Here is a 24,717-nt window from a genome sequence, read left to right on the forward strand (position 1 = left end):
CGCGGCCGTAGCCGATCCACTGTAGGAGCAAGCTTGCTCGCGATGGTGGTCAACGATGACGCGGGGAGCCTGACACCCCGCAGCGCTCTCAGGTTTTTCGCGAGCAAGCTCGCTCCTACAGTGGATCGGGTACGACCGTGAGAGAGGGGGTGTCCGAAAGAGCAGCGCAGGGTTCAGTAGCGCATCTCAGCCCAGTATCTCAAACGCCGTACTGGCCAGCCGCTCCCCATTCACCAGCACATGCACCGCATGCCTGCCTGCGTAATGCCTGCGAGTGGTGAGTTCCTTGATGTGCTGGCCACGGGCGATGGCGTGTGTGGCGTTACCCGGCAGCGTCAGGGCCTTGAGCTTGAAGACCTTGGCCGAGGTGCTGCCGTTGGCCTTGACGTAATCGATGGCGTAGTCGATCACCAGACGCTGGCTGGTGTGGACCGTGGATTTGACCGCAAAGGACAGGGTGATCTTTTCTCCGAGGCCAATTACCGGCGGATTGACCTGCACGTCGATGATCTGCACTTCAGGCTTGCCGCCGGCACCTATGATTGCCAGCGCACGCAGGTTGCCCTGTTTGATCAGGCTGCGCAGGGCATGCCTGGCGATCCACGCGGTGCGCGGGTTGTCCAGCGACCAGCCCTCGATCAGCTCCAGCACCCACTCGGGATGGTCCTTGGTGATGTCGTTGAGGTGGTTGGCCACCGATTTGCGCACGTAAAGGCTGGGGTCGGCCTTTAGATTATCGAGGATGCCGGCGGCCAGGCGCGGGTCGGCCTGGATCTGCTCCAGGCGAAACGACCACGGCAGGCGTGGCCGGCTACCTTCGCTGGCGAGGCGCCGGACATGTTCGTTGGCGTCCAGCGACCAGTCATGCATCAGCTGCAGCGAGCGCTGCAGATCGGCGCGCAGGAAATGGCGGATGGCGAATTCCGAGGAGCCGAACGCGGTGAAGTACTTGAGCGCCTCCATCGACAGTTCGAACCGGTCCGCGCCATAGGTCGCCACGTACTGCGGCAGGCACATGCTGACAAAGCCGCTGTTGAGGCGCGGGGCGAGGGCGCGCAAGAGCCCCAGCGACACTTCATAACCGGCTGGCAGTACCGCGTGCAGACATTCGCTGACGCGGGCCATGCGCTGCATCACTGACAGCTCGGACAGGCCGTCGTTGGCCAGTTTCAGGAAACCCTTGGCATCGAAGCCGGGATACACCGCCGTCATCTCGGCGGCGATGTGCCGCAGGCGTTCGGCGTTGAAGATTTCCTTGAGCGCGGGGGAGGCGGTATCGCCAGCCATGGTGTGATCCCTGTGATTGTGGTTTATCGCGTAGAGGCCAGGTTCATCTCAACCGTTCTTCGCCTGCTCTTCCAGTTGGTCCGACTCGAACAAGCGTGCCAATTCCGCCCGCGCTTCCTGCGCCGTCTGCTTGACCTTCACCGCGTCGTCGTAGATCGCATGCTGGGCTTCGAGCACCTGCTCGTCGTGATGCTTGAACCGTTTGATCCGTGCATCGGCCTGCTCGGGGGTCAGCCCCAGGCCGATCAAGGTCTGCCGGCTCATTTCCAGGCTGGAATAGAAGGTCTCGCGCACCGCGTGAGCGCCCAGGTCCACCAGGCGATGCACATGCTGGCGGTTGCGCGCGCGGGCAATGATCTTGATGTGCGGATAGAGCTTGTGCACGAGCTCAGCGGTCTTGATGTTGGTGTCCGGGTCGTCGGTGGCGATGATGAAGAACTCGGCATCGCCGACCTTGGCCGCGTTGAGGATCTCAGGGCGCATCGGGTCGCCGTAGTACACCGGCACGCCGCCGAAGCTGCGCGACAGTTCGATGGTTTCAACCGAGGTGTCGAGGGCCACGAACTTGATGTTCTGCGCCCGCAGGATACGCGCGACGATCTGCCCCATACGGCCCATGCCGGCGATCACCACCCGGGGTTCATCGGCATCGATTTCGCGAAATTGCTCCGGCACCACCACCGGTTGTACCTTGGGGCTGGCCAGGCGGGCGCACAGCAGCAGCAACAGTGGCGTCATCGCCATCGACAGGGTGATCGCCAGCACCAGCAAGTCGTACAGGCGCGGATCGAACAAGCCATGGTCACGGCCGATCTTGAACACCACGAAGGCAAACTCACCACCGGCGGCCAGCACGATGCCCAGGCGAATGGCGCTGATCCGGTTCAAACCGCCAGCCAGCTTGCCCACGATGAACAGCAACGGCAGCTTGACGGCGATCAGCAGCAGGGTCAGTCCCAGCACCACGATGGGCTCGCTCAGCAGCAGGCTGAGGTTGGCGCCCATGCCGACACTCATGAAGAAAAGCCCCAGCAGCAGGCCCTTGAAAGGTTCGATCTGCGCTTCCAGTTCGTGGCGATACTCGGAGTCCGCCAGCAGCAGGCCCGCAAGGAAGGCACCGAGGGCCATGGAAATGCCGGCCAGGTCCATCAGCCAGGCGGTGCCCATCACCACCAGTAACGCAGTCGCGGTGGACACTTCCGGCAAGCCGCTCTTGGCCACCACGCGGAACACCGGACGCAGCAGGTAGCGTCCGCCGACTACCACGATGGCGATGCTGATCAATACGCGCAGGCCCTGGTTCACATCGTCGGCCGCGCTGACGTTTTCAGCGCTGCCCGCCAGCAGCGGTACCATGGCAATCAATGGAATCGCGGCGATGTCCTGGAACAGCAGGATCGCGAACGCCAGGCGCCCGTGGGGACTGGTCAGTTCCTTGCGTTCGGCCAGGCTCTGCAGGCCGAAGGCGGTGGACGACAGGGCCAGCCCGAGGCCCAGCACGATCGAGGTGTTCAGAGGTTGCCCAAACACATACAGGGCCAACGCCCCCAGCAGCGCCCCGGTCAGCAGCACCTGCGCCAGGCCGACACCGAACACCGCTTTGCGCATCACCCACAAGCGACGTGGCGACAACTCAAGACCGATGATGAACAGCAGCAACACCACGCCAAGTTCCGAGATGTGCGCAACGCTTTCCGTATTGCCGATCAGGCCCAGGCCCGAGGGGCCGATGATCACCCCGGCAAACAGATAACCCAGCACCGCGCCCAGTTGCAGGCGCTTGGCCAGGGGAACGGTGAGTACGGCCGCGAGCAGGAATACGACTGCGGCTTGCAACAGACTGCCTTCATGGGGCATGAGAAAAACTCCATCAACTCGGTACGGCGGTCGACAAGGATAAAGGCTGGTCTTGGGTCAACGCTATCGCAGGAGGGAAGTTTTGCGCGGGCAATGCCGCGCCGCTACAACAATTCGCCCAGGTTCCAGAGCCGTACCAGCTCAGCAGGAGCCTGGTCTTCCGGGACCTTCATCACCATTTGGTCATCCTGATCGCCTTCGCGGTAGCGCAGTTCGATCTGGTAAAAGCGCTGGTCGCCCCCGCCAGCGACCGGGTTGGCCAGCGGCAGGCAACCTTCCAGCAGCACACAGATGCGCGAGCGTTCCTCGATATTGCATTGCGCGAATGCAATCTCCCGGGGCCGAGTCGTGGCCTGGATCGCGGCAAAGCCGCCCTGGCGAGAGAGGCGCACAACCGCCCGGTCGTCCAGTGTTGGCAGGGTTTTCATGGTTCCTCCTGTGTCGAATCGACACCCACCTGCGACCAGCCATGCTGCACCGCCAGGGCTTCCCTGGCCGTGAAGCGCCGCCGCGCATGCTCCACGGTCAGTTCTGCAAAGGCGCTGAACGACGTCTCGCGGCCCAAGCGCTTGTCACACAGGGCGTCATACCAGATCAGCCCGGCCTTTTCCCAGGCAAAGCCGCCCAAACCCTTGGCGGCAAGGTAAAACGCCCGGTTGGGTATGCCTGAATTGATGTGCACGCCGCCATTGTCCTCCTGGGTGATGACGAATTTGCGCATGTGATCCGGTTGCGGGTCCTTGCCCAGCAGCGGGTCGTCGTAGGCCGTGCCCGGGTGGGCCATCGAGCGCAAACCGATGCCCTTGATGCGCGGTGTCAGCAAATCCGCGCCGATCAGCCAGTCCGCCTGCTCGGCGGTCTGCTGCAGTAGATATTGCTTGGTCAGGACGCCAAACACGTCCGACAGCGATTCGTTCAATGCCCCGGACTGGTCGGCATACACCAGGCCCGCTTCGCTCTCGACCACGCCGTGGGTCAGTTCGTGCGCGACCACGTCCAGGGAGCGGGTGAAACGCTCGAAGATCTCGCCATCGCCGTCGCCGAAGACCATCTGCGAGCCGTTCCAGAAGGCGTTTTCGTAGTCCTGGCCATAATGCACGCTGCCGATAAGAGCAAAACCCTTGTTGTCGATGGAGTCACGGCCCAGCACCTTCCAGAAGAAATCGTAGCTGGCTCCCAAGGCGTCGTAAGCTTCATCGACCGCCGGATCGCCGCTCGCTGCCTGGCCTTCAAGGCGTACCGGCATGCCGGGCAAGAGCATCTTGCCCTGGGCATCATGCACGCTGCGCTGTGCCTGGCCAGGTTTGCCGGGGGCTGGCAGGATCGCGGCAGCAGCAGTGCGCACCGGTGGGCCAGGCGGGTGCCACAGGGTGCGCACGTGGGCCAGCGTGCTCATGGCGCTGGAACGCTGGCGTTCAGAGCCGTGCGCGACGATACGATGCAGAATGTACGGCGGAATGAAACTGCGCAGATCGTTCATCAGAGCATCCTTTCTGAGCGCGAAATCGATACTTATTCTGAGCGGAACGGGCTCTTGCGGTTCCGCCGGTTGCCATCCGCGGCGGATTCTGCGAAAACCTGCGTCCGCGCCCGCAAGTCCAGGGCACTGTAGATGAGTTAAGAACATGAACGACGAACTGCAAATCATTGATCTTGAGCCGGGTGACGGCAAGGCCGCCGTCAAAGGCGCGCTGATCACCACCCAATACCGTGGCTGGCTGGAAGACGGTAGCGAATTCGACTCTTCCTACAGTCGAGGCAAGCCGTTCCAGTGCGTGATCGGCACCGGGCGGGTGATCAAGGGCTGGGACCAGGGCCTGATGGGCATGCAGGTCGGTGGCAAGCGCAAACTGCTGGTCCCCGCGCACCTGGCCTACGGCGAGCGCACGATGGGCAAGATCACGCCCAATTCGAACCTGATTTTCGAAATCGAGTTGCTGGAAGTGCTGACGCGGGATGATGGATGAGGCATAAAAAAACGCCGCCTTCGAATTCGAGGGCGGCGTTTTTTATGGCAGGGGGGGCGTCAGGTCAGACCTTGACGATCCAGCCGGCTGGCGCTTCGACGTCGCCGGTTTGCACGCCGGTCAGCTCTTTGTAGAGCTTCTGGGTGATCGGGCCGACTTCAGTTTCGCTGTGGAATACGTGCAGGTGGTCGTTGTAGCTGATGCCGCCGATCGGCGTGATCACCGCAGCCGTACCGCAAGCGCCAGCTTCCTTGAACTCCGACAGCTTGTCGATGAACACGTCACCTTCGATCACTTCCAGGCCCAGGCGCGACTTGGCCAGCTCGATCAGCGACAGGCGGGTGATGCCCGGCAGCACCGACGGCGAGTTCGGGGTCACGAACTTGTTGTCGTGGGTGATCCCGAAGAAGTTGGCCGAACCGACTTCCTCGATCTTGGTGTGGGTCATCGGATCCAGGTAGATGGCGTCGGCGAAGTGGGCTTTCTTGGCCTGGGAACCTGGCATCAGGCTGGCGGCGTAGTTGCCACCGACCTTGGCCGCACCGGTGCCTTGTGGCGCGGCGCGGTCGTAGCTGGAGATCAGGAAGTTGTGCGGGGTGAGGCCGCCCTTGAAGTAGGCGCCGACCGGGATGCAGAAGATCGAGAAGATGAACTCGGGGGCGGTACGCACGCCGATGTTGTCACCCACGCCGATCACGAACGGACGCAGGTACAGCGCGCCGCCGGTGCCGTAAGGCGGGATGAAACGCTCGTTGGCGCGCACTACTTCCTTGCACGCTTCGATGAACTGCTCGGTGGACACTTGCGGCATCAGCAGGCGCGCGCAGCTGCGTTGCATGCGTGCGGCGTTCTGGTCCGGGCGGAACAGGTTGATCGAACCGTCCTTGCAACGATAGGCCTTCAGGCCTTCGAAGCATTGCTGGCCATAGTGAAGGGCCGTGGAGCCTTCGCTGATGTGCAGCACATTGTCTTCTGTCAGGGTGCCCTTGTCCCACTCGCCATTACGCCAGTTCGACAGATAGCGCTTGTCGGTCTTGATGTAGTCAAAACCCAGCTTGTCCCAATTGATGCTTTCGTTACCCATGACACCCTCTATCACTTAACAACCGCCGAAACGGTTCAATGTTTCTGACGTTTTCTGGATGGGGACAACAATACTTCATTCCGGGCCCATTTCGCAGCCCGGACTATCGGGTGATTGGCATATAAACACAGTTGCCCTTGAGAATTCGCGAGCAAGCCCGCTCCCACATTGGATTTTGGTATGCCATAGATCTTGCAAACACCACGATCACGTGGGAGCGGGCTTGCCCGCGAAGGGGCCATCTGCCACACCACCCATCGTCCTTATTTACAGATGCAACGCGTGGCCAAGGGCCCGCAACGCCGCTTCCTGAACGGCTTCGCCCAAGGTCGGATGCGCATGGATGGTGCCACCAATGTCTTCCAGCCGCGCGCCCATTTCCAGGCTTTGCGCGAACGCCGTGGACAATTCGGAGACGCCGACACCCACTGCCTGCCAGCCGACAATCACATGATTATCCCGACGAGCGACCACGCGCACGAAGCCGCTTTTGGACTCCAGTGTCATCGCCCGGCCATTGGCGGCGAACGGGAAGTTCGAGACGATGCAGTCCAGGCCAGCGGCCTTGGCTTCGTCCGGGGTCTGGCCGACCACCACCAGTTCCGGGTCGGTAAAGCACACGGCGGCGATGGCGGTGGGGTTGAATTCGCGGTGCTTGCCGCTGATCAGCTCAGCCACCATCTCGCCCTGGGCCATGGCCCGGTGGGCGAGCATCGGTTCGCCACTGAGGTCGCCGATGGCATACACGTTGCGCATGCTGGTCTGGCAGCGGTTGTCGATCTTGATCGACACGCCGTTCATGTCCAGGTTCAGCGCTTCGAGGTTCCAGCCCTGGGTGTTGGGTTTGCGACCGACGGCCACCAGCACCTGATCAGTATCCAGGTTCAGGGTGTCGCCATTCGGATCAAGAACTTGCAGGGTATTGGCTTGTGAATCAAAGGCTTGCACGCTGTGTTTCAAGTAAAGCTTCACGCCGAGCTTTTTCAGTTCGTCGTGCACGGGTTGGGTCAGTTCAGCGTCGTAGGCTGGCAGGATGCGCTCCTGGGCTTCGACCACGCTGACGTCGGCGCCGAGCTTGCGATAAGCAATGCCCAGCTCCAGGCCGATGTAGCCGCCACCCACCACGACCAGGCGTTTGGGCACGGACGTCGGAGCCAAGGCTTCGGTGGAGGAGATGATCGGCCCGCCAATCGGCAGCATCGGCAGGTTCACGCTTTTCGACCCGGTGGCGAGCACCAGGTGCTCGCACTGAATGCGCGTGTCGCCGACGTCGACGGTTTTGCCGTCGACGACCTTGGCCCAGCCTTGGATGACCTGGACCTTGTTCTTTTTCAGCAGGGCTGCGACGCCGGTGGTCAGGCGGTCGACGATGCCGTCCTTCCACTCGACGCTCTTGGTGATGTCGAGGGTCGGCGCCGCAACGCTGATGCCCAGGGCCGAATGCTGGCTATGGTTCTGCGTCTGGTGGAACTGTTCAGCGACGTGAATCAGCGCCTTGGACGGAATGCAGCCGATGTTCAGGCAGGTGCCGCCCAGGGATTGGCCTTCCACCAGGATGGTCGGAATGCCCAACTGGCCAGCACGGATCGCCGTCACATAACCGCCAGGGCCGCCGCCGATGATCAGCAGCGTGGTGTTCAGAGTTTGCATGATGCTCTCCAACAAAATCAGTCCACAAACAAGGTGGCGGGTTGTTCGAGCAGGCCACGCACGGCCTGGATGAATTGCGCCGCGTCCATGCCGTCGACCACCCGGTGATCGAAGGAGCTGGAAAGGTTCATCATCTTGCGGATCACGATCTGGCCTTTGATCACCATCGGCCGTTCGACGATCTTGTTCACGCCGACGATCGCCACTTCCGGCAGGTTCAGCACCGGAGTGCTGACGATGCCACCCAACGCGCCGAGGCTGGTCAGGGTGATGGACGAGCCGGAGAGTTCATCGCGGCTGGCCTTGCCGTTACGGGCGGCCGTGGCCAGACGGGAGATTTCCTGGGCGCTGTCCCACAGGCTGCGGGCTTCGGCGTGACGCACCACCGGCACCATCAAGCCGATATCCGCCTGGGTGGCAATGCCGACATGCACCGCGCCGAGGCGGGTGATGACCTGGGCTTCGTCGTCGTAGCGGGCGTTGATCTGCGGGAAATCCCGCAGGGCGACGACCAGGGCGCGGACCAGGAACGGCAGCAAGGTCAGCTTGCCGCGGCTGGCACCGTGTTTTTCGTTGAGGTGCGCGCGCAGTTCTTCCACGGCAGTCACGTCGATTTCCTCGACATAACTGAAGTGTGCGGCACGCTGGGTCGCGTCCTGCATGCGCTGGGCGATCTTGCGGCGCATGCCGATCACCGGGATTTGTTCTTCGTCAGTGCGCTGGCTGTAAGCGCTGCTGACGGTCGACGCATTGGACTGACCCTGGGCCAGATAGGTATCGAGGTCTTCGTGCAGCACCCGACCGGCAGGGCCAGTGCCACGAACCAGGCGCAACTGGATACCGAGGTCCAGCGCATGCTTGCGCACGGCCGGGGAGGCCAGCGGGCGCTCATCGGCTTCGCGGGCCACCATCGGGCCCTGGCAGACGGCAGCTTTCGGCGCTGGGGCTGCGACCGGTTTGGTTTCCACCACGGTTTCGACTTTCGGCGCAGCAACCGGCGCTTCTTTAACCGGAGCCGGTTGCGCCGATTCCTTAACGTTGCCCGCGCCTTCGACTTCAATGCTGATCAGCACACTGCCGACCGCCATCACTTCACCGGGCTGGCCGCCCAGGGCGATGACCTTGCCATGCACCGGCGACGGAATATCCACCATCGCCTTGTCGGTCATGACATCGGCCAGTACCTGGTCCTCGACGACCATGTCGCCGACCTTGACGTGCCATACCGACAATTCTACTTCTGCAATGCCTTCGCCAATGTCCGGCATTTTAATGACGTGCGTGCCCATTCAGACCTCCATGACCCGTTTCAAAGCCGCGCCCACTCGGGACGGGCCAGGGAAATACGCCCACTCTTGCGCGTGCGGGTAGGGGGTGTCCCAGCCGGTGACGCGTTCGATTGGCGCTTCCAGGTGGTGGAAGCAGTGCTCCTGCACCAGTGACACCAGTTCGGCGCCGAAACCGCAGGTACGGGTGGCTTCGTGAACCACCACACAGCGGCCGGTTTTCTTGACCGACTTGACGATGGTCTCCAGGTCCAGCGGCCACAGGCTGCGCAGGTCGATCACTTCGGCGTCGATGCCGGTTTCTTCAGCGGCGACTTGCGAGACATACACGGTGGTGCCGTAGGTCAGGATGGTCACGTCCTTGCCCGGACGGGTGATGGCGGCGACGTCCAGCGGCACGGTGTAGTAGCCGTCCGGCACTTGCGCGGCCGGGTGTTTCGACCACGGGGTCACCGGGCGGTCGTGGTGGCCGTCGAACGGGCCGTTGTAAAGGCGTTTCGGCTCGAGGAAAATCACCGGGTCATCGTTTTCGATGGAGGCGATCAGCAGGCCCTTGGCGTCGTAGGGGTTGGACGGCATGACGGTGCGCAGGCCGCAAACCTGGGTGAACATCGCCTCGATGCTCTGGCTGTGGGTCTGGCCACCGTAGATGCCACCGCCGCACGGCATGCGCAGGGTCATCGGTGCGGTGAATTCGCCGGCCGAGCGATAACGCAGGCGCGCGGCTTCGGAGATGATCTGGTCGGACGCCGGGTACACATAGTCGGCGAACTGGATCTCGGCCACAGGACGCAGGCCATAGGCACCCATGCCCACGGCCACGCCGACGATGCCGCTTTCGGAGATCGGCGCGTCGAACACGCGGGAGGTGCCGTATTTGGTCTGCAGGCCTTCGGTGCAACGGAACACGCCGCCGAAGTAGCCGACGTCCTGGCCGAAGACCACGACGTTGTCGTCACGTTCAAGCATCACATCCATGGCCGAGCGCAGGGCCTGGATCATGGTCATGGTGGTTGTGGTCATGGCGGTTTCCAGCTCTATATTGTTGTTGTGATCGTTCATGTCAGATCCCCAACTCTTGACGCTGGCGCTTCAAGTGCTCCGGCATCTCTTTATAGACGTCCTCGAACATGGTCGCGGCGCTTGGAATCTGGCCGCCGGCGAGGGTGCCGAATTTCTCGGCTTCTTTCTGTGCGGCGATCACTTCGGCTTCCAGTTCGGCGCTGACGGCGGCGTGTTCCTCTTCGGACCACTGGCCGACCTTGATCAGGTGCTGCTTGAGGCGCGCGATCGGGTCGCCCAACGGGAAGTGGCTCCAGTCGTCGGCAGGACGGTATTTCGACGGATCGTCCGAAGTGGAGTGCGGGCCGGCGCGGTAGGTGACCCATTCGATCATGGTCGGGCCGAGGTTGCGGCGCGCACGTTCGGCGGCCCAGGCGGAAGCGGCGTAGACCGCGTAGAAATCGTTGCCATCGACTCGCAGCGAGGCGATGCCGCAACCGACGCCACGACCGGCGAACGTGGTGGCTTCACCACCGGCGATGGCCTGGAAGGTGGAGATCGCCCACTGGTTGTTGACCACGTTGAGGATCACCGGCGCGCGGTACACGTGGGCGAAGGTCAGGGCGGTGTGGAAGTCCGACTCGGCGGTGGCGCCGTCGCCGATCCAGGCCGAGGCGATCTTGGTGTCGCCCTTGATCGCCGAGGCCATGCCCCAGCCCACAGCCTGGACGAACTGGGTGGCGAGGTTGCCGGAAATGGTAAAGAAGCCGGCCTCTTTCACCGAGTACATGATCGGCAACTGACGGCCTTTGAGCGGATCGCGCTCGTTGGACAGCAGTTGGCAGATCAGGTCCACCAGCGGCACTTCGCGGGCCATGAGGATGCTTTGCTGGCGGTAGGTCGGGAAGCACATGTCGTCGATGTTCAGGGCCAGGGCCTGGGCGCTGCCGATGGCTTCTTCGCCGAGGCTCTGCATGTAGAACGACATTTTTTTCTGACGCTGGGCGACCACCATGCGGTTGTCGTAGATGCGTGTCTTGAGCATGGCGCGCATGCCCTTACGCAGGATCTCCACCGGCACGCCGTCGGCCCACGGCCCCAAGGCGTTGCCCTGGTCGTCGAGCACGCGAATCAGGCCACGGGCCAGGTCAGCCGTGTCAGCTGGTTCAACGTCAACAGGGGGTTTGCGCACCGTGCCGGCGTCGGTCAGGTGCAGGTAGGAGAAGTCGGTTTTACAGCCGGGACGGCCCGAGGGTTCGGGAACGTGCAGGCGAAGCGGTTCGTACGCTTGGGTCATGGCTTCTACGCTCGATCTTGTGAATTTCTTGTAGTGAGCTGACAGATTTCGTTCTGTGGAAGAAATCCTGTCCTACAACAATCATAGGCCCGGCCAAGAAGAATATTTCTCTCTGTTTCATTGCGCTCAAGATCATTTGCAGATAAAAAATCTGCATAAACATAAAAAACAGGTGTTTTTGTCTCATGCGCAAACTGGACCGTACCGATATCGGCATTCTCAACAGCCTTCAGGAGAACGCACGCATCACCAACGCCGACCTGGCACGCTCGGTCAACCTGTCGCCGACGCCGTGTTTCAACCGGGTCAAGGCGATGGAGGAACTGGGGCTGATTCGTGAGCAGGTGACCCTGCTGGATGCCGACTTGCTAGGGCTGCACGTCAATGTGTTCATCCATGTCAGCCTGGAAAAACAGGTGGAGGAGGCGTTGCAGCATTTCGAAGAGGCCATCTCCGATCGCCCGGAAGTGATGGAGTGTTACCTGATGGCTGGCGATCCGGATTACTTGATCCGGGTGCTGGTGCCGACCATTCAGTCGCTGGAGCGCTTCATGATGGACTTCCTGACCAAGGTGCCGGGGGTGGCGAACATCCGGTCGAGCTTTGCGCTCAAGCAGGTGCGGTACAAGACGGCGCTGCCGTTGCCTGCCAATGGCTTGACCTTGAATAATTGAAGCTCCTGTAGGAGCAGCCGGTCGACGCTCGATTGCTCGCGATGGAGGTCAACGATGACGTGGGGAGCCTGACACCCCGCGGTGTTCTCAGGTTTTTCGCGAGCAAGCTCGCTCCCACAGGTCAGAATTTATTCAGGGGAATCTTCAGGTAAGTCACGCCATTGTCTTCCGCCGGCGGCAGATTCCCCGCCCGCACATTCACCTGGATCGCCGGCAGCAGCAGCGTCGGCATGCCCAACCCCGCATCGCGGCGGGTGCGCATGTCGACGAACGCGGCTTCGTCGATGCCGTCGCGCACGTGGATATTGTTTTTGCGTTGCTCGCCCACGGTGGTCATGCAGTGCGGTTCACGGCCCTCGGGCGGGTAGTCGTGGCAGACGTAGAGGCGCACGCTGGCGGGGAAGGCCAGCAGCTTGTGGATCGAGGCGAACATCTGGTGGGCGTCGCCGCCGGGAAAGTCACAGCGGGCGGTGCCGACGTCCGGCATGAACAGGGTATCGCCGACCAGGATCAGGTCGTTGCCGATCAGGTAGGCCATGTCCGCCGGGGTATGGCCCGGCACATGCAGGGCGGTGGCCTTGAGGTTGCCGATGCAAAATGACTCGTCCGGGGCGAACAGGTGATCGAATTGTGAACCGTCGATGCAAAACTCCGGCTCAAGGTTGAACAGGGTCTTGAACACGCCCTGTACCTTGCAGATCGACTTGCCTATGGCGATCTTGCCCCCCAGTTCCCGCCGCAGGTAGGGCGCGGCGGACAGGTGATCGGCGTGGGCGTGGGTTTCCAGCAGCCATTGCACCTGCAGGCGGTGCTTGCGCACGAAAGCGATGATCCGGTCGGCCTGTTGGGTGCCGGTGCGTCCGGCTGCCGGGGTGTAGTCGAGCACCGGGTCGACGATCGCACACTGCCCGCCGTCATCTTCGTAGATCACGTAGCTGTAGGTGGACGAGGCATCGTCGAAAAAGGCTTCAATCAGGGCAGGCATGTGGATTGTTTCTTCAAGGGTAAGTCATGAGGGTAGTTTCATTTTCCCTGCGCTGACCAGCCCTGCGACAATTCTGCTAACGAAAAATCCGGACGGACTCTATCCTGTCACTCTATCGATACCGGGCGTTCCCGGCCTCTGTCATGGATTACGAGCGTTATATGTTGCTGGCGAGTTTTTTTGGGGTGGTCATGGGCCTGGTGCTCGGTTTGACCGGGGCAGGGGGCGGCATTCTGGCGGTGCCGGCGCTGGTGCTGGGGCTGGGTTGGAGCATGACCGCGGCCGCGCCAGTCGCGTTGTTTGCGGTGGGCAGCGCGGCGGCGGTCGGTGCCATCGATGGCTTGCGCCATGGCTTGGTGCGCTATCGCGCGGCGCTGCTGATTGCCCTGCTGGGGGCGATCTTTTCCCCGTTGGGCATCTATTTCGCCCATCAGCTGCCGGAAAAAATCCTGATGATCCTGTTCAGCCTGCTGATGGTGATGGTGGCCGCGCGGATGTTGCGCCGCGAGCGCAAGGGTGAAGGCCCGAGCGACCACGGCCATGCCAACTGGGGCCAGAAGAACTGCATGCTCGACCAGCAGACCGGGCGCTTCTCCTGGACCGCCAAATGCACCGCGACCCTTGCGGCCCTGGGTGCGGTGACCGGTGTGGTCTCGGGTTTGCTGGGCGTGGGCGGCGGCTTTCTGATCGTGCCGGCGTTCAAGCAGCTGACCGACGTGCAGATGCGCGGCATCATCGCCACGTCCCTGATGGTCATCAGCCTGATCTCGGCCATCGGCGTGATCGGCGCATTGCATGCCGGGGTGCGCATCGACGGCCTGGGCGTGGCCTTCATCGTTTCCAGCATCGTCGGCATGATCGTCGGCCGCAGGCTTTGCGCGCGCGTGCCGGCGCGGGCGTTGCAGGTGGGGTTTGCGAGCATCTGCCTGGTGGTTTCAGCCTACATGCTGTTCCGGGCGGGCCTCTGAAATATTGTAGGAGCCGACTTGCCGGCGAAGGCGCACTTCAGGACGCCTTCGCCGGCAAGCCGGGCTCCTACAAGGGGCGGTACTGCAGCGTGAAGGCCAGTTCAGTGGATTGCCCCTGCTCCAGCAATCGCAACCCCGGCCGACCGGGCAAGTGATGGGCGTTGACCGGGTGGCTGACCGGTTCGATGCAGAAAAACGCCAGGCCTGGCGGGCAATAGAGCAAATAGTAATCGCTACCACTGGCCTGACAGTCCAGCTCGTAACCGAGGTCGGGTTGCTGGATCAGGCAGTGGCCATCCCATTGGCAGAAACCATTGTCGACCAGTGTGTGGGGCAGGGCCCTGGGCTGCTGGAAATCCCATTCGGCAGGTAACGCACTCAGTTGCGTCGGCAGTTTTCTCTCATCGCACAACCAGACCTGTCGGGCGGTGGCCTGCAATCGCGTGTTAGCAGTGCGCGGCAGATACGGGTGCAGTCCCAGGCCATGCCAGGCAGGGTGTTCGGCCAGATGGGTGACGCTCAATTCGATGCTCAGCTGACCTTCGCCCAGATGGAATCGTTGACGGGCGCAATAGGCAAAGGGCTCGGTGCTATCGAGTTGCAGCACCACTTCGTCAGCGGTTGTGGAAACCACCTGCCAGCGTTGCTGCCAGGCGCTGCCGTGAATCGGTAACGGATCGGGGCTGTTGGGCGTCAGGGCCAGCCAGCCGTCCGGGCAATCGAAGCCGCCTTCGGCGATGCGGTTGGACCACGGCACCAAAGGGAAGCAGCCCAGTTTGCCGGGAAGACCGGTGTTCAAGGCCTGCTCATCGGCGTGGCGCAACAAGGGCTGGCCGGTGCTGCGTACGGTCCAGTTGACGATGCTGCCGCCGAGTTCGGGGTCGAGGGTGAGGCGGGTGAAGGAGTCTTCGAGTTCGAGCAGTGTGGGTTTCATGTTCACCAGCAATGAAAAGAGATGCATGTAGTAGGCCGGCTTGCCGGCGAAGGCGTCCTTGAGTACGCCTTCGCCGGCAAGCCGGCTCCTACAGTAAAAGCGTTACAACACCAGATGCGGCAACCACAGCGACAGCGCAGGAATGTAGGTCACGGCCAGCAGCACCAGGAACAGCACGCCGTAGAACGGCAGCAGGGCCTTGACGGTAGATTCGATGCTGACTTTACCCACGGCCGACCCCACAAAGAGCACCGCGCCCACCGGCGGTGTTATCAAACCAATCCCCAGGTTCACCAGCATGATCATGCCGAACTGCACCGGGTCCACGCCAATGCCGAGAATCACCGGCATCAGGATCGGCGTGAGGATCAGGATCAGCGGCGCCATGTCCATCACGGTGCCGAGCAACAGCAGCATGACGTTGATGCACATCAGGATCACGTAACGGTTGTCCGACAGGGTCAGGAACATCGTGGTGATCTTCGCCGGGATCTGCATCAGGGTCATGATGTAGCCGAAGCTGGCGGCGAAGCCGATCAGGATCATCACGATCGAGATGGTGCGCACCGTGCGGTGCATCAGTTTCGGCAGCTCGCTCCATTTGTAGTCGCGGTAGATGAACATGGTCACGAAAAACGACCAGAGCACGGCAATGGCCGCGGACTCGGTCGCGGTGAAAATCCCCGAGAGAATGCCGCCGAGGATGATGACCATCGCCATCAGGCCCCACAACGCTTCGCCGCAGATCTTCAGCGCTTCGCGCATCGGGATGACCTCACCCTTGGGGTAGTCACGCTTCTTGGCGAAGATCAGGCACAGCACCATCAGGCACGCGCTCATCAACAGGCCCGGTACCACGCCGGCCATGAACAACGAGGCAATCGACACCGTACCGCCAGCGGCCAGCGAGTAGAGCACCGAGTTGTGGCTCGGCGGGGTCAGCAGGGCCTGCACCGAACCGCTGACGGTCACGGCGGTGGCGAACTCACGGGGATAGCCGCGGCGCTCCATTTCCGGGATCAGCACCGAACCGACCGAGGCGGTGTCGGCCACCGAGGAGCCGGAGATCGCGCCAAAAAAAGTCGAAGCCATGATATTGACCAGCGACAGGCCACCGCGCACGAACCCGACCAGCACCCCGGCAAACGCCACCAGGCGGCGGGACATTCCGCCCTCGGCCATGATCGCACCGGCCAGCACGAAGAACGGAATCGCCAGCAGGGAAAACTTGTTCACGCCACCGGCGACCTGGATCATCAGCGCCTGGAACGGAATGTCGATCCAGAACGCGCCGATCAGCGCCGAGAGCCCCAGTGCGTAGGCGACCGGCATGCCGATCAGGATCAACGCGATAAAACTGCCCAACAGAATAAAAGCGTCCATTCAGGCAGCCCCTTCGTTTTCTTCAACGAGGTCGAAACGCACGACCCGACGGTTGCTCTGATCGCCGAGCAAGAGTTTTTCCAGAACAAAAATCAGCGTCAGCACGCCGCCCACGGGAATCGGCATGTAGGTGATGCCCACTCGCAGGGTCGGCAGGGCGCTCATGAACTGGTTCCAGGTCGACAAGCACAGCTTGGTGCCCCAGATCGCCATGAACAGGCTGATGGTCGCCATCAGTAATTGTGCAAACACACTCATGGCCTTGCGCATGTTGGGCCGCATGCGATCAGTGAGCATCACCACCGCCATGTGCGAGCCGGAACGATAGCTGGCCGCTGCGCCGATGAAGGTGAAGACCATCATCAGCAGGATTGCAGTAGGCTCGGGCCAACTGGAGCCGGTGCCGAGCACATAACGGGCAAACACGCCCCAGGGAATGATCAGCGCAATGGCCAGTACGGAGAGCCCGGCGACCCAGATACAGGTCATGTAGAGCTTGTCATTGAAACGTAGCAGCAGATTCTTCATCGGGTTCCACCGTAACCGGGCGCGCACTGACAGATACCCATGTCAGTGGCGCCGGGCCTTTCTTGAGTGCAGGGAGGGTTACTGGACGGCTTCGATGCGCTTGATCAGGTCGACGTAAGGTGCGCCGTATTTCTCGCGAATCGAGGCGGTCGCCTCATAGAAAGGTTTCTTGTCGACGGTGATGAACTCGACGCCGGCTGCCTTGAGTTTTTCTTCGCTGCTGGCCGACTTGGCATCCCACAGGGTGCGCTCCTGCGCCTGCGCCGCCTTGGCGGTCTTCTTCACCAGGACCTGCTGCTCGGGGGTGAGTTTGTTCCAGGTGATCTTCGACATCACGATCGGCTCGGGCAGGATCAGGTGGCCGGTCAGGCTGTAGAACTTGGCGTTCTGGTAGTGATTGTGTTCGAGCAGGGTCGGCGGGTTGTTCTCCGCGCCGTCAATCACGCCAGTCTGCAGGGCGCTGAAGATTTCGCCGGTGTCCATGGCGATGCCGTTGCCGCCCATGGCGTTGATGGTTTCGATGAACATCGGGTTGCCTTGCACGCGGATCTTCATGCCCTTGAGGTCTTCCAGGCTGCGCACCGGTTTCTTGGTGTAGATGTTGCGCGTGCCGCCATCCATCCAGGCCAGGGCCACCAGACCGAATTCGGAATCGGTGATTTTGGCGAGGATCTCGTCGCCCACTTCGCCATCGATGACCTTGCGCATGTGCGCCTGGTCACGGAACACGAACGGCATGTTGAACACGTTAACGTCCGGTACCACCGGGCCGACGATGCCGAGGCTGACCCGGGCCATCTGGATGGCGCCGACCTGGGCCTGTTCGACCACTTCCTTTTCCGAGCCGAGTACACCACCGGCGAACATCTTGAAGGTCAGCTTGCCGTCGCTGTCGGCCACCAGGGTCTTGCCCAGCTGTTCTTCGGCGACCACGGTCGGGTAGCCCGCCGGGTGGATATCGGCAAATTTGATTTCCAGCGCCTGGGCGGCGCTGCTGAGGGTGAAGGCCAGGGGGAGTGCTGCGGCGAGCAAGGTGCGTTTGAAGTCCATGGGGGTGTCTCCAGTCTTGTTGTTTTTTTTATTCAAGGCACAGCGGTGAAACGTTTGCGTTTATTGCTTGAAGTGCGGCTCCGGCAGACCCTTGACGCCGGGATCGAGGGCGAACACGCCCCCGGCCAGGGACTGTTCATCCTGGTCGTCTCCCGGGCGGATCGAGGTCACGAACAAGGTGTCCAGGCGAGTGCCACCGAAGGCGCACATGCTCGGTTTTTTCACCGGGACGGCCAGGGAGCGGTCCAGTCGACCGTCGGGGGTGAAGCGGTGAATCAGCCCGGCATCGTTGCCGCAGATCCAGTAGCAACCTTCGGCATCGACCGCCGCGCCATCAGGGCGACCGGCGTGCTGGTTCATGTCGACGAACAGGCGGCGGTTGGTAGGGGTGGCGCTGTCGATGTCGTAATCGAAGGCCCAAATCTGCTGCACCAGCGGATGGGAGTCGGACAGGTACATGGTCCGGCCGTCCGGGCTGAAGGCCAGGCCGTTGGGCACGATCAGGCCGTTCAATTGCGCCGGCAGCGGTCCTTGCTCGCCGGCGCTGTAGCGATAGAGCGTGCCCATGGCGGCATTGGCGCCCATGTCCAGCACCATGCTGCCGGCCCAGAAGCGGCCCTGGCGGTCACAGCGGCCGTCGTTGAGGCGCATGTCCGGGCGGGCGTGATCGACCTGGGCGAGGGGTTCGTTGTCGAGGCTGCCGTCGTCATGCGCATGCAGATGGAAGAACCCGCTCTCCATGCCTGCGACCCAGCCACCGTCGGGATGGCGGGCGATGCAGGCGAGCATTTGCGGAGTTTTCCAGGCGTGCACATGACCGGTCAGCGCGCTCCAGCGCTGCAGGCCGCCGGCGGGAATATCGACCCAGTACAGGGCGTTTTCCTCAGGCACCCAGACCGGGCTTTCACCTACCGTGTTGCGCGCATCGACAATCAATTCGGCTTTCATGGCAACTCATTCGCTTGATTGATGGAGGTGGGGATCAGGACGATCAGTCGCCGAACGGGCCGGCCGCGCAAAAGGCACCGCCCTGGTAGATCCGCGCAGGGTCATCAGCGGCCGGCAGCGGCTGGGCTTCGACTTTTTCACGGAACACTTCGGAGGTGTCCTTGGGCTTGTAACCCAGAGCGCTGGCGTAACGGTTGTCCCACCAAACGTCCTTGTTGTCGGACGCGCCATAGACCACGGTGTGGCCGACATTCGGGGTGTAGAGCGCGCGTTCGAGCAACTGGGTGAGGTCGCCGAAGCTCAGCCAGGTGCTCATCATCCGGCGGTTCTGCGGTTCGGGGAACGAAGAGCCGATGCGCACGCTGACCGTCTCGATGCCGTAGCGATCGAAGTAGAAGGTGGCCATGTCTTCGCCGTAGGACTTGGACAAACCGTAGTAGCTGTCGGGGCGGCGAGGGGAGTGGGCGTCGATGACTTCGTCCTGCTTGTAGAAGCCGATCACGTGGTTGGAACTGGCGAAGATCACGCGCTTGACGCCGTGGCGGCGGGCCGCTTCGTAGATGTGGAACACGCCGCAGATATTGGCCCCAAGGATTTCTTCGAACGAGCGCTCCACCGACACGCCGCCAAAATGCAGGATCGCGTCCACGCCTTCGACCAGTTGATCCACGGCGTTTTTGTCGGCGAGGTCGCAGGGCACGACTTCTTCGCGATCATCAATGGCAGGGGCGATGTCGGCGATGTCCGACAGGCGAATGACATTGGCGTACGGGCGCAGGCTCTCGCGCAGGACTTTGCCCAGGCCACCGGCGGCACCGGTCAGCAGCAGGCGATTGAAGGGCGTTTGGGCGGTTGCAGTGGTTGTCATGGGAATTCCTGGACAAGCAGTTGTTATTATTGGGTCGTTGTAGGTTGTCGTACGACTAAGTGGAAGTATCGTTAGGCTTTCCGGTTTTTGTCAACGCGACTTTGGTGGAATTTGACGGAGGGTTGTCGCGATCAATTCTCCGAGAAAATTTTCGATCCCTGTGATTGATCCGTGATCGCACTCGGACCTGTAGGAGCTGGCTTGCCAGCGAAGGCGTCCGCGAGATCGCCTTCGCCGGCAAGCCGGCTCCTACAGGTACGAGGTCGATCTTCGGGAATTACAACAACGAAATCGGATAGCTGATAAAAATCCGGTTCTCATCAAATTCGTTGGTGCTGAAATCCTTGCGGATACTCGCGTTGCGCCATTTCACGTTGAGGTTTTTCAGTGCACCGCTCTGCACGGTGTAGGCCAGTTCCGATTCACGGCCCCATTCCTTGCCGTCGGTGATGGTGCCGGTGTGCACGTTGTCGCCGCTGATGTAGCGGTTCATCAGGGTCAGGCCGGGAATGCCAAGGGCGACGAAGTTGTAGTCGTGACGCACCTGCCAGGACTTCTCTTTGGCGTTGTCATAGCTGGAGTTGTAGCTGTCGTTGGCCAGGGTCCCGCCACTGGTGCCGTTGACCCGCATCCACACGTCGTCGCCGCTGAGTTTTTGCAGGCCGACGTAGAAGGTGTTGCCGCCGTACTTGGCCGAGAGCAGGGCAAACGCGGTCTTGTTGTCGAGGTCGCCGGCCAGGGCGCTGCCGTCTTCCTTGCCGATGAAGTAGCCGAGGTTGGCGCCCAGGGTCCAGTCGCCGATGGGCTGGCTGTGGCTGAGGTTGAAATACTGCTGCTGATAGATATCGCTGAGTTCGGCATACCAGACGCCGACCTGGGTGCGTTTGTCGTTGAAGGCGTATTCGCCGCCGCCGAAGTTGAATCGGTCCGAGGTGAAGGCGGCCGATTTGCCGTTCATGAACATGTCTTCCATGCTCGCATCGTTGCGCGGGCTGTTCTGGCGGAACTGCCCTCCGTAGAGCGTCAGGCCGCTGATCTCGGTGGAGGTCACCTGGCCGCCGCGGAAGGTTTGCGGCAGCGAGCGACCGTCGTCGGAACGCAGGATCGGCAGCACCGGCATCCATTCGCCGACCTTCAGTTCGGTTTTCGAGATCTTGCCTTTGAGCGCCACGCCCAGGCGCCCGAAGTTGTCGGCCGGACGGCCGTCACCGTGGATCGGCAGCAACTGCGTACCCCCGGTGCCTTTGCCGCCGTCGAGCTTCTGCGAGTACAGGCCCAGCACATCGACACCGAAGCCGACCGGGCCCTGGGTGTAGCCGGACTTGGCATCGAGGATGAAGTTCTGCGTCCACTCTTCCGCCTTGCCCTGGGGGTAGGCCGGGTTGGTGTAGTTGCGATTGATGTAGGCGTTGCGCAGATTCAGCGTGGCTTTGGCGTCATCGGTGAAGCCTTCGGCCTGGCAGGCGATGGGCAGGGCGAGGGTCAGGCTGCTGCAACCGATCAGGCTCAGTGTCTGCAAACGGGTAAAGGACGGGCGTGGGGTACGGGCGGACGAATCGAGGACGAGCTTGCTCACTGTGACGCTCCCTTGCTGCTTTTTGTTTTTATTTTTGTCATACGTCGTCGTACAACATTGGCGCAGATATTTGCGGGATTTTCAGGGGTTGTCAATCGGAAGTTATACGATGACTTAAAGGCATGGTTAAAAAATGTGGGAGCCAGCCTGCTGGCGATAGCCATCTCACATTCAACATTGATGCAGGCTGATACTCCGCCATCGCCAGCAGGCTGGCTCCCACAGGGGACAGGGTTTGTCAGCCGGAAATCATGGGTGCCAGGGTGCCCAGCAAAGAGACGGCAGCTACCGCGCCAAGCCCCAGCAACCACTCCAGCAGCACGCTGTTGCGCAACGTCGTCAGGCGTTGCTCGCAGTTGTTGATCCGTAGCCGGTTGAACATCGCCAGCCCCAGCATCGCGCAGACCAGTGACACCTTGATCAAGAGAATCAAGGCAAAACCTGAGAGTAAGGGCGTAGGCCAGAATGCGCCGGTGAGCACCCGGACGTTGATCAATCCGCTGATCAGCAATCCGGCCACCAAGACGTAGCCCACGCCACTGAAGCGCTGTAACAGCCCTTTGATGCAATGCCCTCCAGGCTGGCGCAGGATCATCACCAGCAACATCAAGCCACCGAGGCAGGCGCCCACGCTCGCCAGGTGCACCAGTTGGTTGAGGATCAGCAACCGGCCTGCCAGGCCATCGAACATGGCACCGTGGCCGACCGGGGCCAGGGTCGCCAGCAACAGGCTACTCAGGGTCAGCTGCAAGGGGAGGCTGGAGCGCCATGGCGTCCGCAGCAGGATCACCAGCAGAGCGTTGAGCAGCAGGTGCCAGCCCCAGACCTCACCGAAAAAAGTACGGCCAAGCACCCGCAGCAAAATCGCCGGTTCGAACGCCGCCGCCCAGGTGCCCGCCATGCTCGCGGTGACCAGCAGTAACCAGCCGACACCGCTGGCCAGCGCCACGGCCGCCAGCCACTGACTGAGGCGCAACAGTGGCTGATCCAGCGTTGTGAGGCGAACCAACAGCAGCGGCCGGAACACCCACGCCCCGAACAACATCAGCACCACGCAAAAATGCACGAAGCGGCACAGCACCATCGCATCCGCCATGTATTACTGGCCCACCTTGAACGCGTAGGCGCCTTCGCTTTTGTGGGTATCGACCGACACCACATGCCACTCGACCTTGTAGTCTCCAGCGGTGAAGGGGACCGCCGGCGTGACAATCAAGGTCTTTTTATCAGGACCCTGGGTGACCAGGCTTTTGACCAGTATCTCGTCACCGTCGCGGCTGATCGTGACCTTGCAGAAATCAGCCTCGACGCCTTCGGAAAACACCAGGCTCAGTTCCGCGGGAGGCTTCACGGTGCTGTCGGCAGCAGGTGCCTGGCTTTGCAGGTGGGCGTGAGCCCATACGGATGAGGCGCACAGGAGCGCGCCGAGCAGAGCGGTGGTGGTCAGGGTGTTCTTCAAGCGCATGTCGAGTCCCTCGGCGGCACGTTTCAAGTGGTGGTCAGTCTAGCCGCGCCAGAGCGGTTATACGAAGTTTGGTTGTCCTCTGTCGCCGCGCCGTAGAGCGGTGCTAGTCTTGTTCAATGTTGTTGTCAGGGAGCCCTCATGGGCAATCACAAGATCGAGATCCGTCGCAGTAACGTCGAGAAAATTCTGCTGGGGGCCGAGAAGGTCTTCGCCGAAAAAGGCTTTGGCAGCACCGCCATGGCCGATATCGCCGCCGAAGTGCAACTGCCGCGTTCCAATCTGCATTACTACTTCAGCACCAAGACCGAACTGTACAGCGCCGTGCTGTTCGACCTGCTGGAAGTGTGGAAGCAGGATGCGCTGTGCTTCGAGATGTTCGACGACCCGCGCGTGGTGCTCAGCAGCTATATCCGCGCCAAGATGAACCACTCGCGCAGCCGCCCCTACGGCTCGAAAGTCTGGGCCAACGAAATCATCCACGGCGCACCGACCCTTGGCGAGAAGCTCGACGCGAGCTTGTACGACTGGGCCAAGATGAAGGAAGCGAAGATCCGCCAGTGGGTCGACGACGGCCGCATCCTGCCGGTGGAGCCTTCAAGCCTGCTGTACATGATCTGGGCCTCGACCCAGCACTACGCCGACTTTGATCATCAGGTGAATATTCTCAATGATCACCAGCCGCTGTCGGACATGCAGTTTGAACGGGCGGTGCAGACGGTGACCAGTGTGATTTTGCGGGGGATTGGGTTGGAGCCGTAGGCGGTATGTACGGCGTTATCGTTTAAGATTGCGTATACGTTTCATGTGCTGTTTGACGCTGTATTGCTTGATTTCAGCTTCAACATTTCGGAGGATAGAATTTAGTTTACTGAACTCATGGCGAGGTCTACCTGACGTGAAAAAGTTCTTTACTTCTTGATCGTAGTAGTTCAAGCGATCTACCATTCTTGTCGTTGCAACTGTGTTGAAGTCTGGGGTTTCTTTTATTATCTTATCATAGTGTATTGCGTCTCTAACACGCTTTCTATTGTCTAAGGCCTGTTGAGTGGGTTCTAACTTTTTATTCCCAGAACTTTGTGTAGGCTTGAAATTTGGCTCAAGCAAAGTAACATCATCAACCAATGGTAAACTAGGATGTCGCGGCGAGGGTTTACTTATTGGATGATTTCCCAAGTTGATTGATGATTGTTTGCTAATGGTTGCGGTTGTTGGTCTGATTTGTTTTAGCGGGTTTTTGACAATAACTGATGACAACCAGGGTCGCCAAATAGGAGCTTCTCCGGATGGGTCGAAATTATTAACTGGATCGTTACCGCAATAAGCATAGGGATTAATCCCCCCTTCATCAAAAGGGCTAAACTCATCCGGGGTCGTAAAGCGCATCAACACAGGACTATAAAAACGGTTGCCGTGTCCAAGTGGATAGTTGCCCGTAATCTCGTCAGGACTTTCTCCGTTAAACCCGAGCCAACGACTTAATCCACTTTCAGCCGGATGATGACCGTAAGCGGTATAGGCAAATTGCCGCGGACTAGCGCTTGAGACCGTTTTCAGCAGCGAATGCGCCTGGTCGGTTGCCAGCAGCATGGTTTCGGACACACCGGCTTCAATTTGACTCTGCGCCAATGGTTGGGCTTGATGGCGCAGAACTGTGCGTTCTATCTGCTGCCCCAGCTCGGTAGTCAGGTGGTCTTCTTGATAGAAACGCTGGGTGCTGTCGGTCTGCAAAAGCCCCACACCAATAAGTCGATCCAATGGGTCGTATATATAACGGCGCAATATCTTCATTGACGGGGTTGACATGGCGCAGTCCTCGCTGGCGAAATGAATGCGTGTCAGTTTCGTAGGTAATTCGGGGGACGTCTACTAGCAGAACTGATAGTCAGTGAGGTGTGTCGGCGATGATCA

Annotated in this window: 24 protein-coding genes and 1 pseudogene; 5 read left to right on the top strand and 20 right to left on the bottom strand. The window is 61.0% G+C overall.

Annotated elements, in window-relative coordinates; all coding sequences use genetic code 11:
- Positions 1-42: 42 nt before the first annotated feature.
- Positions 43-123: pseudogene (locus DKB71_RS15330) on the top strand (outer membrane lipoprotein carrier protein LolA); the annotation flags it as partial.
- A 63-nt stretch (positions 124-186) separates the two neighbouring features.
- Here DKB71_RS15330 and DKB71_RS15335 read toward each other — a convergent pair.
- The 4 genes from DKB71_RS15335 to DKB71_RS15350 all read right to left on the bottom strand — a co-directional run bounded on the left by DKB71_RS15335 (position 187) and on the right by DKB71_RS15350 (position 4,624).
- Positions 187-1,287 carry a DNA alkylation repair protein gene (locus DKB71_RS15335; RefSeq protein ID WP_408600929.1) on the bottom strand — a complete coding sequence of 367 codons (1,101 nt, stop codon included), beginning with the start codon at positions 1,285-1,287 and terminating at the stop codon, positions 187-189.
- Positions 1,288-1,335: 48 nt separating this feature from the next.
- Entirely contained in the window at positions 1,336-3,144 is a 1,809-nt protein-coding gene (locus tag DKB71_RS15340) for a monovalent cation:proton antiporter-2 (CPA2) family protein (RefSeq protein WP_323606035.1), read from the bottom strand.
- A 104-nt stretch (positions 3,145-3,248) separates the two neighbouring features.
- Entirely contained in the window at positions 3,249-3,572 is a 324-nt protein-coding gene (locus DKB71_RS15345; protein ID WP_408600930.1) for a protealysin inhibitor emfourin, read from the bottom strand.
- Positions 3,569-4,624, bottom strand: coding sequence for a M4 family metallopeptidase (locus tag DKB71_RS15350; RefSeq protein WP_408600931.1), 1,056 nt, complete (start codon positions 4,622-4,624; stop codon positions 3,569-3,571). The genes DKB71_RS15345 and DKB71_RS15350 overlap by 4 nt, the downstream gene beginning before the upstream one ends.
- Positions 4,625-4,769: 145 nt before the next feature.
- Here DKB71_RS15350 and DKB71_RS15355 point away from each other — a divergent pair, with 145 nt between their 5' ends.
- Complete coding sequence (locus DKB71_RS15355) at positions 4,770-5,111, top strand: FKBP-type peptidyl-prolyl cis-trans isomerase (protein WP_408600932.1); 342 nt, start codon at positions 4,770-4,772, stop codon at positions 5,109-5,111.
- A 64-nt stretch (positions 5,112-5,175) separates the two neighbouring features.
- Here DKB71_RS15355 and DKB71_RS15360 read toward each other — a convergent pair whose 3' ends face one another.
- The 5 genes from DKB71_RS15360 to DKB71_RS15380 all read right to left on the bottom strand — a co-directional run bounded on the left by DKB71_RS15360 (position 5,176) and on the right by DKB71_RS15380 (position 11,430).
- Entirely contained in the window at positions 5,176-6,195 is a 1,020-nt protein-coding gene (locus DKB71_RS15360; RefSeq protein ID WP_323627121.1) for a branched-chain amino acid aminotransferase, read from the bottom strand.
- Positions 6,196-6,462: 267 nt separating this feature from the next.
- Entirely contained in the window at positions 6,463-7,845 is a 1,383-nt protein-coding gene (gene lpdA, locus DKB71_RS15365; protein ID WP_408600933.1) for a dihydrolipoyl dehydrogenase, read from the bottom strand.
- Positions 7,846-7,862: 17 nt separating this feature from the next.
- The gene (locus DKB71_RS15370) at positions 7,863-9,134 is read right to left on the bottom strand and encodes a dihydrolipoamide acetyltransferase family protein (protein ID WP_323606027.1); all 1,272 of its coding nucleotides are present in this window, start codon (positions 9,132-9,134) and stop codon (positions 7,863-7,865) included.
- Positions 9,135-10,193: an alpha-ketoacid dehydrogenase subunit beta gene (locus tag DKB71_RS15375; RefSeq protein ID WP_274076305.1), complete on the bottom strand. Its 1,059-nt coding sequence runs from the start codon at positions 10,191-10,193 to the stop codon at positions 9,135-9,137.
- Between the two features lies 1 nt (position 10,194).
- Positions 10,195-11,430, bottom strand: a complete 1,236-nt coding sequence (locus DKB71_RS15380; RefSeq protein WP_323606025.1) for a 3-methyl-2-oxobutanoate dehydrogenase (2-methylpropanoyl-transferring) subunit alpha — start codon at positions 11,428-11,430, stop codon at positions 10,195-10,197.
- A 185-nt stretch (positions 11,431-11,615) separates the two neighbouring features.
- On the opposite strand from DKB71_RS15380, the gene bkdR reads away from it, so the two are divergent.
- A complete protein-coding gene (gene bkdR, locus DKB71_RS15385; protein WP_008005367.1) occupies positions 11,616-12,104 on the top strand; it encodes a Bkd operon transcriptional regulator BkdR in 489 nt (162 codons plus the stop codon).
- Between the two features lie 121 nt (positions 12,105-12,225).
- On the opposite strand, the gene DKB71_RS15390 is transcribed toward bkdR, so the two are convergent.
- Complete coding sequence (locus DKB71_RS15390; RefSeq protein WP_408600934.1) at positions 12,226-13,089, bottom strand: MBL fold metallo-hydrolase; 864 nt, start codon at positions 13,087-13,089, stop codon at positions 12,226-12,228.
- 161 nt (positions 13,090-13,250) lie between these two features.
- Between DKB71_RS15390 and DKB71_RS15395 the strand changes: the two genes are divergently transcribed.
- Complete coding sequence (locus tag DKB71_RS15395) at positions 13,251-14,057, top strand: sulfite exporter TauE/SafE family protein (protein ID WP_408601105.1); 807 nt, start codon at positions 13,251-13,253, stop codon at positions 14,055-14,057.
- A 67-nt stretch (positions 14,058-14,124) separates the two neighbouring features.
- Here the strand turns inward: DKB71_RS15395 and DKB71_RS15400 are convergent, their stop codons facing one another.
- From DKB71_RS15400 to copC, 9 genes are all read right to left on the bottom strand, one after another.
- The gene (locus DKB71_RS15400; protein WP_408601106.1) at positions 14,125-14,991 is read right to left on the bottom strand and encodes an aldose 1-epimerase; all 867 of its coding nucleotides are present in this window, start codon (positions 14,989-14,991) and stop codon (positions 14,125-14,127) included.
- A gap of 102 nt (positions 14,992-15,093) precedes the next feature.
- Positions 15,094-16,374, bottom strand: a complete 1,281-nt coding sequence (locus DKB71_RS15405; RefSeq protein ID WP_077183830.1) for a TRAP transporter large permease — start codon at positions 16,372-16,374, stop codon at positions 15,094-15,096.
- Positions 16,375-16,902 carry a TRAP transporter small permease gene (locus tag DKB71_RS15410; protein WP_408600935.1) on the bottom strand — a complete coding sequence of 176 codons (528 nt, stop codon included), beginning with the start codon at positions 16,900-16,902 and terminating at the stop codon, positions 16,375-16,377.
- Positions 16,903-16,980: 78 nt separating this feature from the next.
- The gene (locus DKB71_RS15415) at positions 16,981-17,952 is read right to left on the bottom strand and encodes a TRAP transporter substrate-binding protein (protein WP_408600936.1); all 972 of its coding nucleotides are present in this window, start codon (positions 17,950-17,952) and stop codon (positions 16,981-16,983) included.
- A gap of 60 nt (positions 17,953-18,012) precedes the next feature.
- A complete protein-coding gene (locus DKB71_RS15420) occupies positions 18,013-18,900 on the bottom strand; it encodes an SMP-30/gluconolactonase/LRE family protein (RefSeq protein ID WP_408600937.1) in 888 nt (295 codons plus the stop codon).
- A 43-nt stretch (positions 18,901-18,943) separates the two neighbouring features.
- Entirely contained in the window at positions 18,944-19,768 is an 825-nt protein-coding gene (locus DKB71_RS15425) for an NAD(P)-dependent oxidoreductase (RefSeq protein WP_323606017.1), read from the bottom strand.
- A 277-nt stretch (positions 19,769-20,045) separates the two neighbouring features.
- Positions 20,046-21,344 carry an OprD family porin gene (locus DKB71_RS15430; protein WP_408600938.1) on the bottom strand — a complete coding sequence of 433 codons (1,299 nt, stop codon included), beginning with the start codon at positions 21,342-21,344 and terminating at the stop codon, positions 20,046-20,048.
- A gap of 238 nt (positions 21,345-21,582) precedes the next feature.
- Positions 21,583-22,440 carry a copper homeostasis membrane protein CopD gene (gene copD / locus DKB71_RS15435; RefSeq protein WP_408600939.1) on the bottom strand — a complete coding sequence of 286 codons (858 nt, stop codon included), beginning with the start codon at positions 22,438-22,440 and terminating at the stop codon, positions 21,583-21,585.
- A 3-nt stretch (positions 22,441-22,443) separates the two neighbouring features.
- Entirely contained in the window at positions 22,444-22,809 is a 366-nt protein-coding gene (gene copC, locus DKB71_RS15440; protein ID WP_408600940.1) for a copper homeostasis periplasmic binding protein CopC, read from the bottom strand.
- A gap of 138 nt (positions 22,810-22,947) precedes the next feature.
- On the opposite strand from copC, the gene DKB71_RS15445 reads away from it, so the two are divergent.
- A complete protein-coding gene (locus tag DKB71_RS15445; protein WP_046817413.1) occupies positions 22,948-23,568 on the top strand; it encodes a TetR/AcrR family transcriptional regulator in 621 nt (206 codons plus the stop codon).
- 15 nt (positions 23,569-23,583) lie between these two features.
- On the opposite strand, the gene DKB71_RS15450 is transcribed toward DKB71_RS15445, so the two are convergent.
- A complete protein-coding gene (locus tag DKB71_RS15450) occupies positions 23,584-24,612 on the bottom strand; it encodes an RHS repeat-associated core domain-containing protein (RefSeq protein WP_408600941.1) in 1,029 nt (342 codons plus the stop codon).
- Positions 24,613-24,717: the final 105 nt, after the last annotated feature.

Origin of the sequence: Pseudomonas sp. PLMAX, assembly GCF_046042685.1 — a bacterium.
GTDB lineage: Bacteria > Pseudomonadota > Gammaproteobacteria > Pseudomonadales > Pseudomonadaceae > Aquipseudomonas > Aquipseudomonas putida_AE.

Bases quoted from the DNA above. Each gene is read 5' to 3' on its own strand.
- DKB71_RS15335 (WP_408600929.1), bottom strand. From the start codon at position 1,287: ATGGCTGGCGATACCGCCTCCCCCGCGCTCAAGGAAATCTTCAACGCC.
- DKB71_RS15340 (WP_323606035.1), bottom strand. From the start codon at position 3,144: ATGCCCCATGAAGGCAGTCTGTTGCAAGCCGCAGTCGTATTCCTGCTC.
- DKB71_RS15345 (WP_408600930.1), bottom strand. From the start codon at position 3,572: ATGAAAACCCTGCCAACACTGGACGACCGGGCGGTTGTGCGCCTCTCT.
- DKB71_RS15350 (WP_408600931.1), bottom strand. From the start codon at position 4,624: ATGAACGATCTGCGCAGTTTCATTCCGCCGTACATTCTGCATCGTATC.
- DKB71_RS15355 (WP_408600932.1), top strand. From the start codon at position 4,770: ATGAACGACGAACTGCAAATCATTGATCTTGAGCCGGGTGACGGCAAG.
- DKB71_RS15360 (WP_323627121.1), bottom strand. From the start codon at position 6,195: ATGGGTAACGAAAGCATCAATTGGGACAAGCTGGGTTTTGACTACATC.
- lpdA (WP_408600933.1), bottom strand. From the start codon at position 7,845: ATGCAAACTCTGAACACCACGCTGCTGATCATCGGCGGCGGCCCTGGC.
- DKB71_RS15370 (WP_323606027.1), bottom strand. From the start codon at position 9,134: ATGGGCACGCACGTCATTAAAATGCCGGACATTGGCGAAGGCATTGCA.
- DKB71_RS15375 (WP_274076305.1), bottom strand. From the start codon at position 10,193: ATGAACGATCACAACAACAATATAGAGCTGGAAACCGCCATGACCACA.
- DKB71_RS15380 (WP_323606025.1), bottom strand. From the start codon at position 11,430: ATGACCCAAGCGTACGAACCGCTTCGCCTGCACGTTCCCGAACCCTCG.
- bkdR (WP_008005367.1), top strand. From the start codon at position 11,616: ATGCGCAAACTGGACCGTACCGATATCGGCATTCTCAACAGCCTTCAG.
- DKB71_RS15390 (WP_408600934.1), bottom strand. From the start codon at position 13,089: ATGCCTGCCCTGATTGAAGCCTTTTTCGACGATGCCTCGTCCACCTAC.
- DKB71_RS15395 (WP_408601105.1), top strand. From the start codon at position 13,251: ATGTTGCTGGCGAGTTTTTTTGGGGTGGTCATGGGCCTGGTGCTCGGT.
- DKB71_RS15400 (WP_408601106.1), bottom strand. From the start codon at position 14,991: ATGAAACCCACACTGCTCGAACTCGAAGACTCCTTCACCCGCCTCACC.
- DKB71_RS15405 (WP_077183830.1), bottom strand. From the start codon at position 16,374: ATGGACGCTTTTATTCTGTTGGGCAGTTTTATCGCGTTGATCCTGATC.
- DKB71_RS15410 (WP_408600935.1), bottom strand. From the start codon at position 16,902: ATGAAGAATCTGCTGCTACGTTTCAATGACAAGCTCTACATGACCTGT.
- DKB71_RS15415 (WP_408600936.1), bottom strand. From the start codon at position 17,952: ATGGACTTCAAACGCACCTTGCTCGCCGCAGCACTCCCCCTGGCCTTC.
- DKB71_RS15420 (WP_408600937.1), bottom strand. From the start codon at position 18,900: ATGAAAGCCGAATTGATTGTCGATGCGCGCAACACGGTAGGTGAAAGC.
- DKB71_RS15425 (WP_323606017.1), bottom strand. From the start codon at position 19,768: ATGACAACCACTGCAACCGCCCAAACGCCCTTCAATCGCCTGCTGCTG.
- copD (WP_408600939.1), bottom strand. From the start codon at position 22,440: ATGGCGGATGCGATGGTGCTGTGCCGCTTCGTGCATTTTTGCGTGGTG.
- copC (WP_408600940.1), bottom strand. From the start codon at position 22,809: ATGCGCTTGAAGAACACCCTGACCACCACCGCTCTGCTCGGCGCGCTC.
- DKB71_RS15445 (WP_046817413.1), top strand. From the start codon at position 22,948: ATGGGCAATCACAAGATCGAGATCCGTCGCAGTAACGTCGAGAAAATT.
- DKB71_RS15450 (WP_408600941.1), bottom strand. From the start codon at position 24,612: ATGTCAACCCCGTCAATGAAGATATTGCGCCGTTATATATACGACCCA.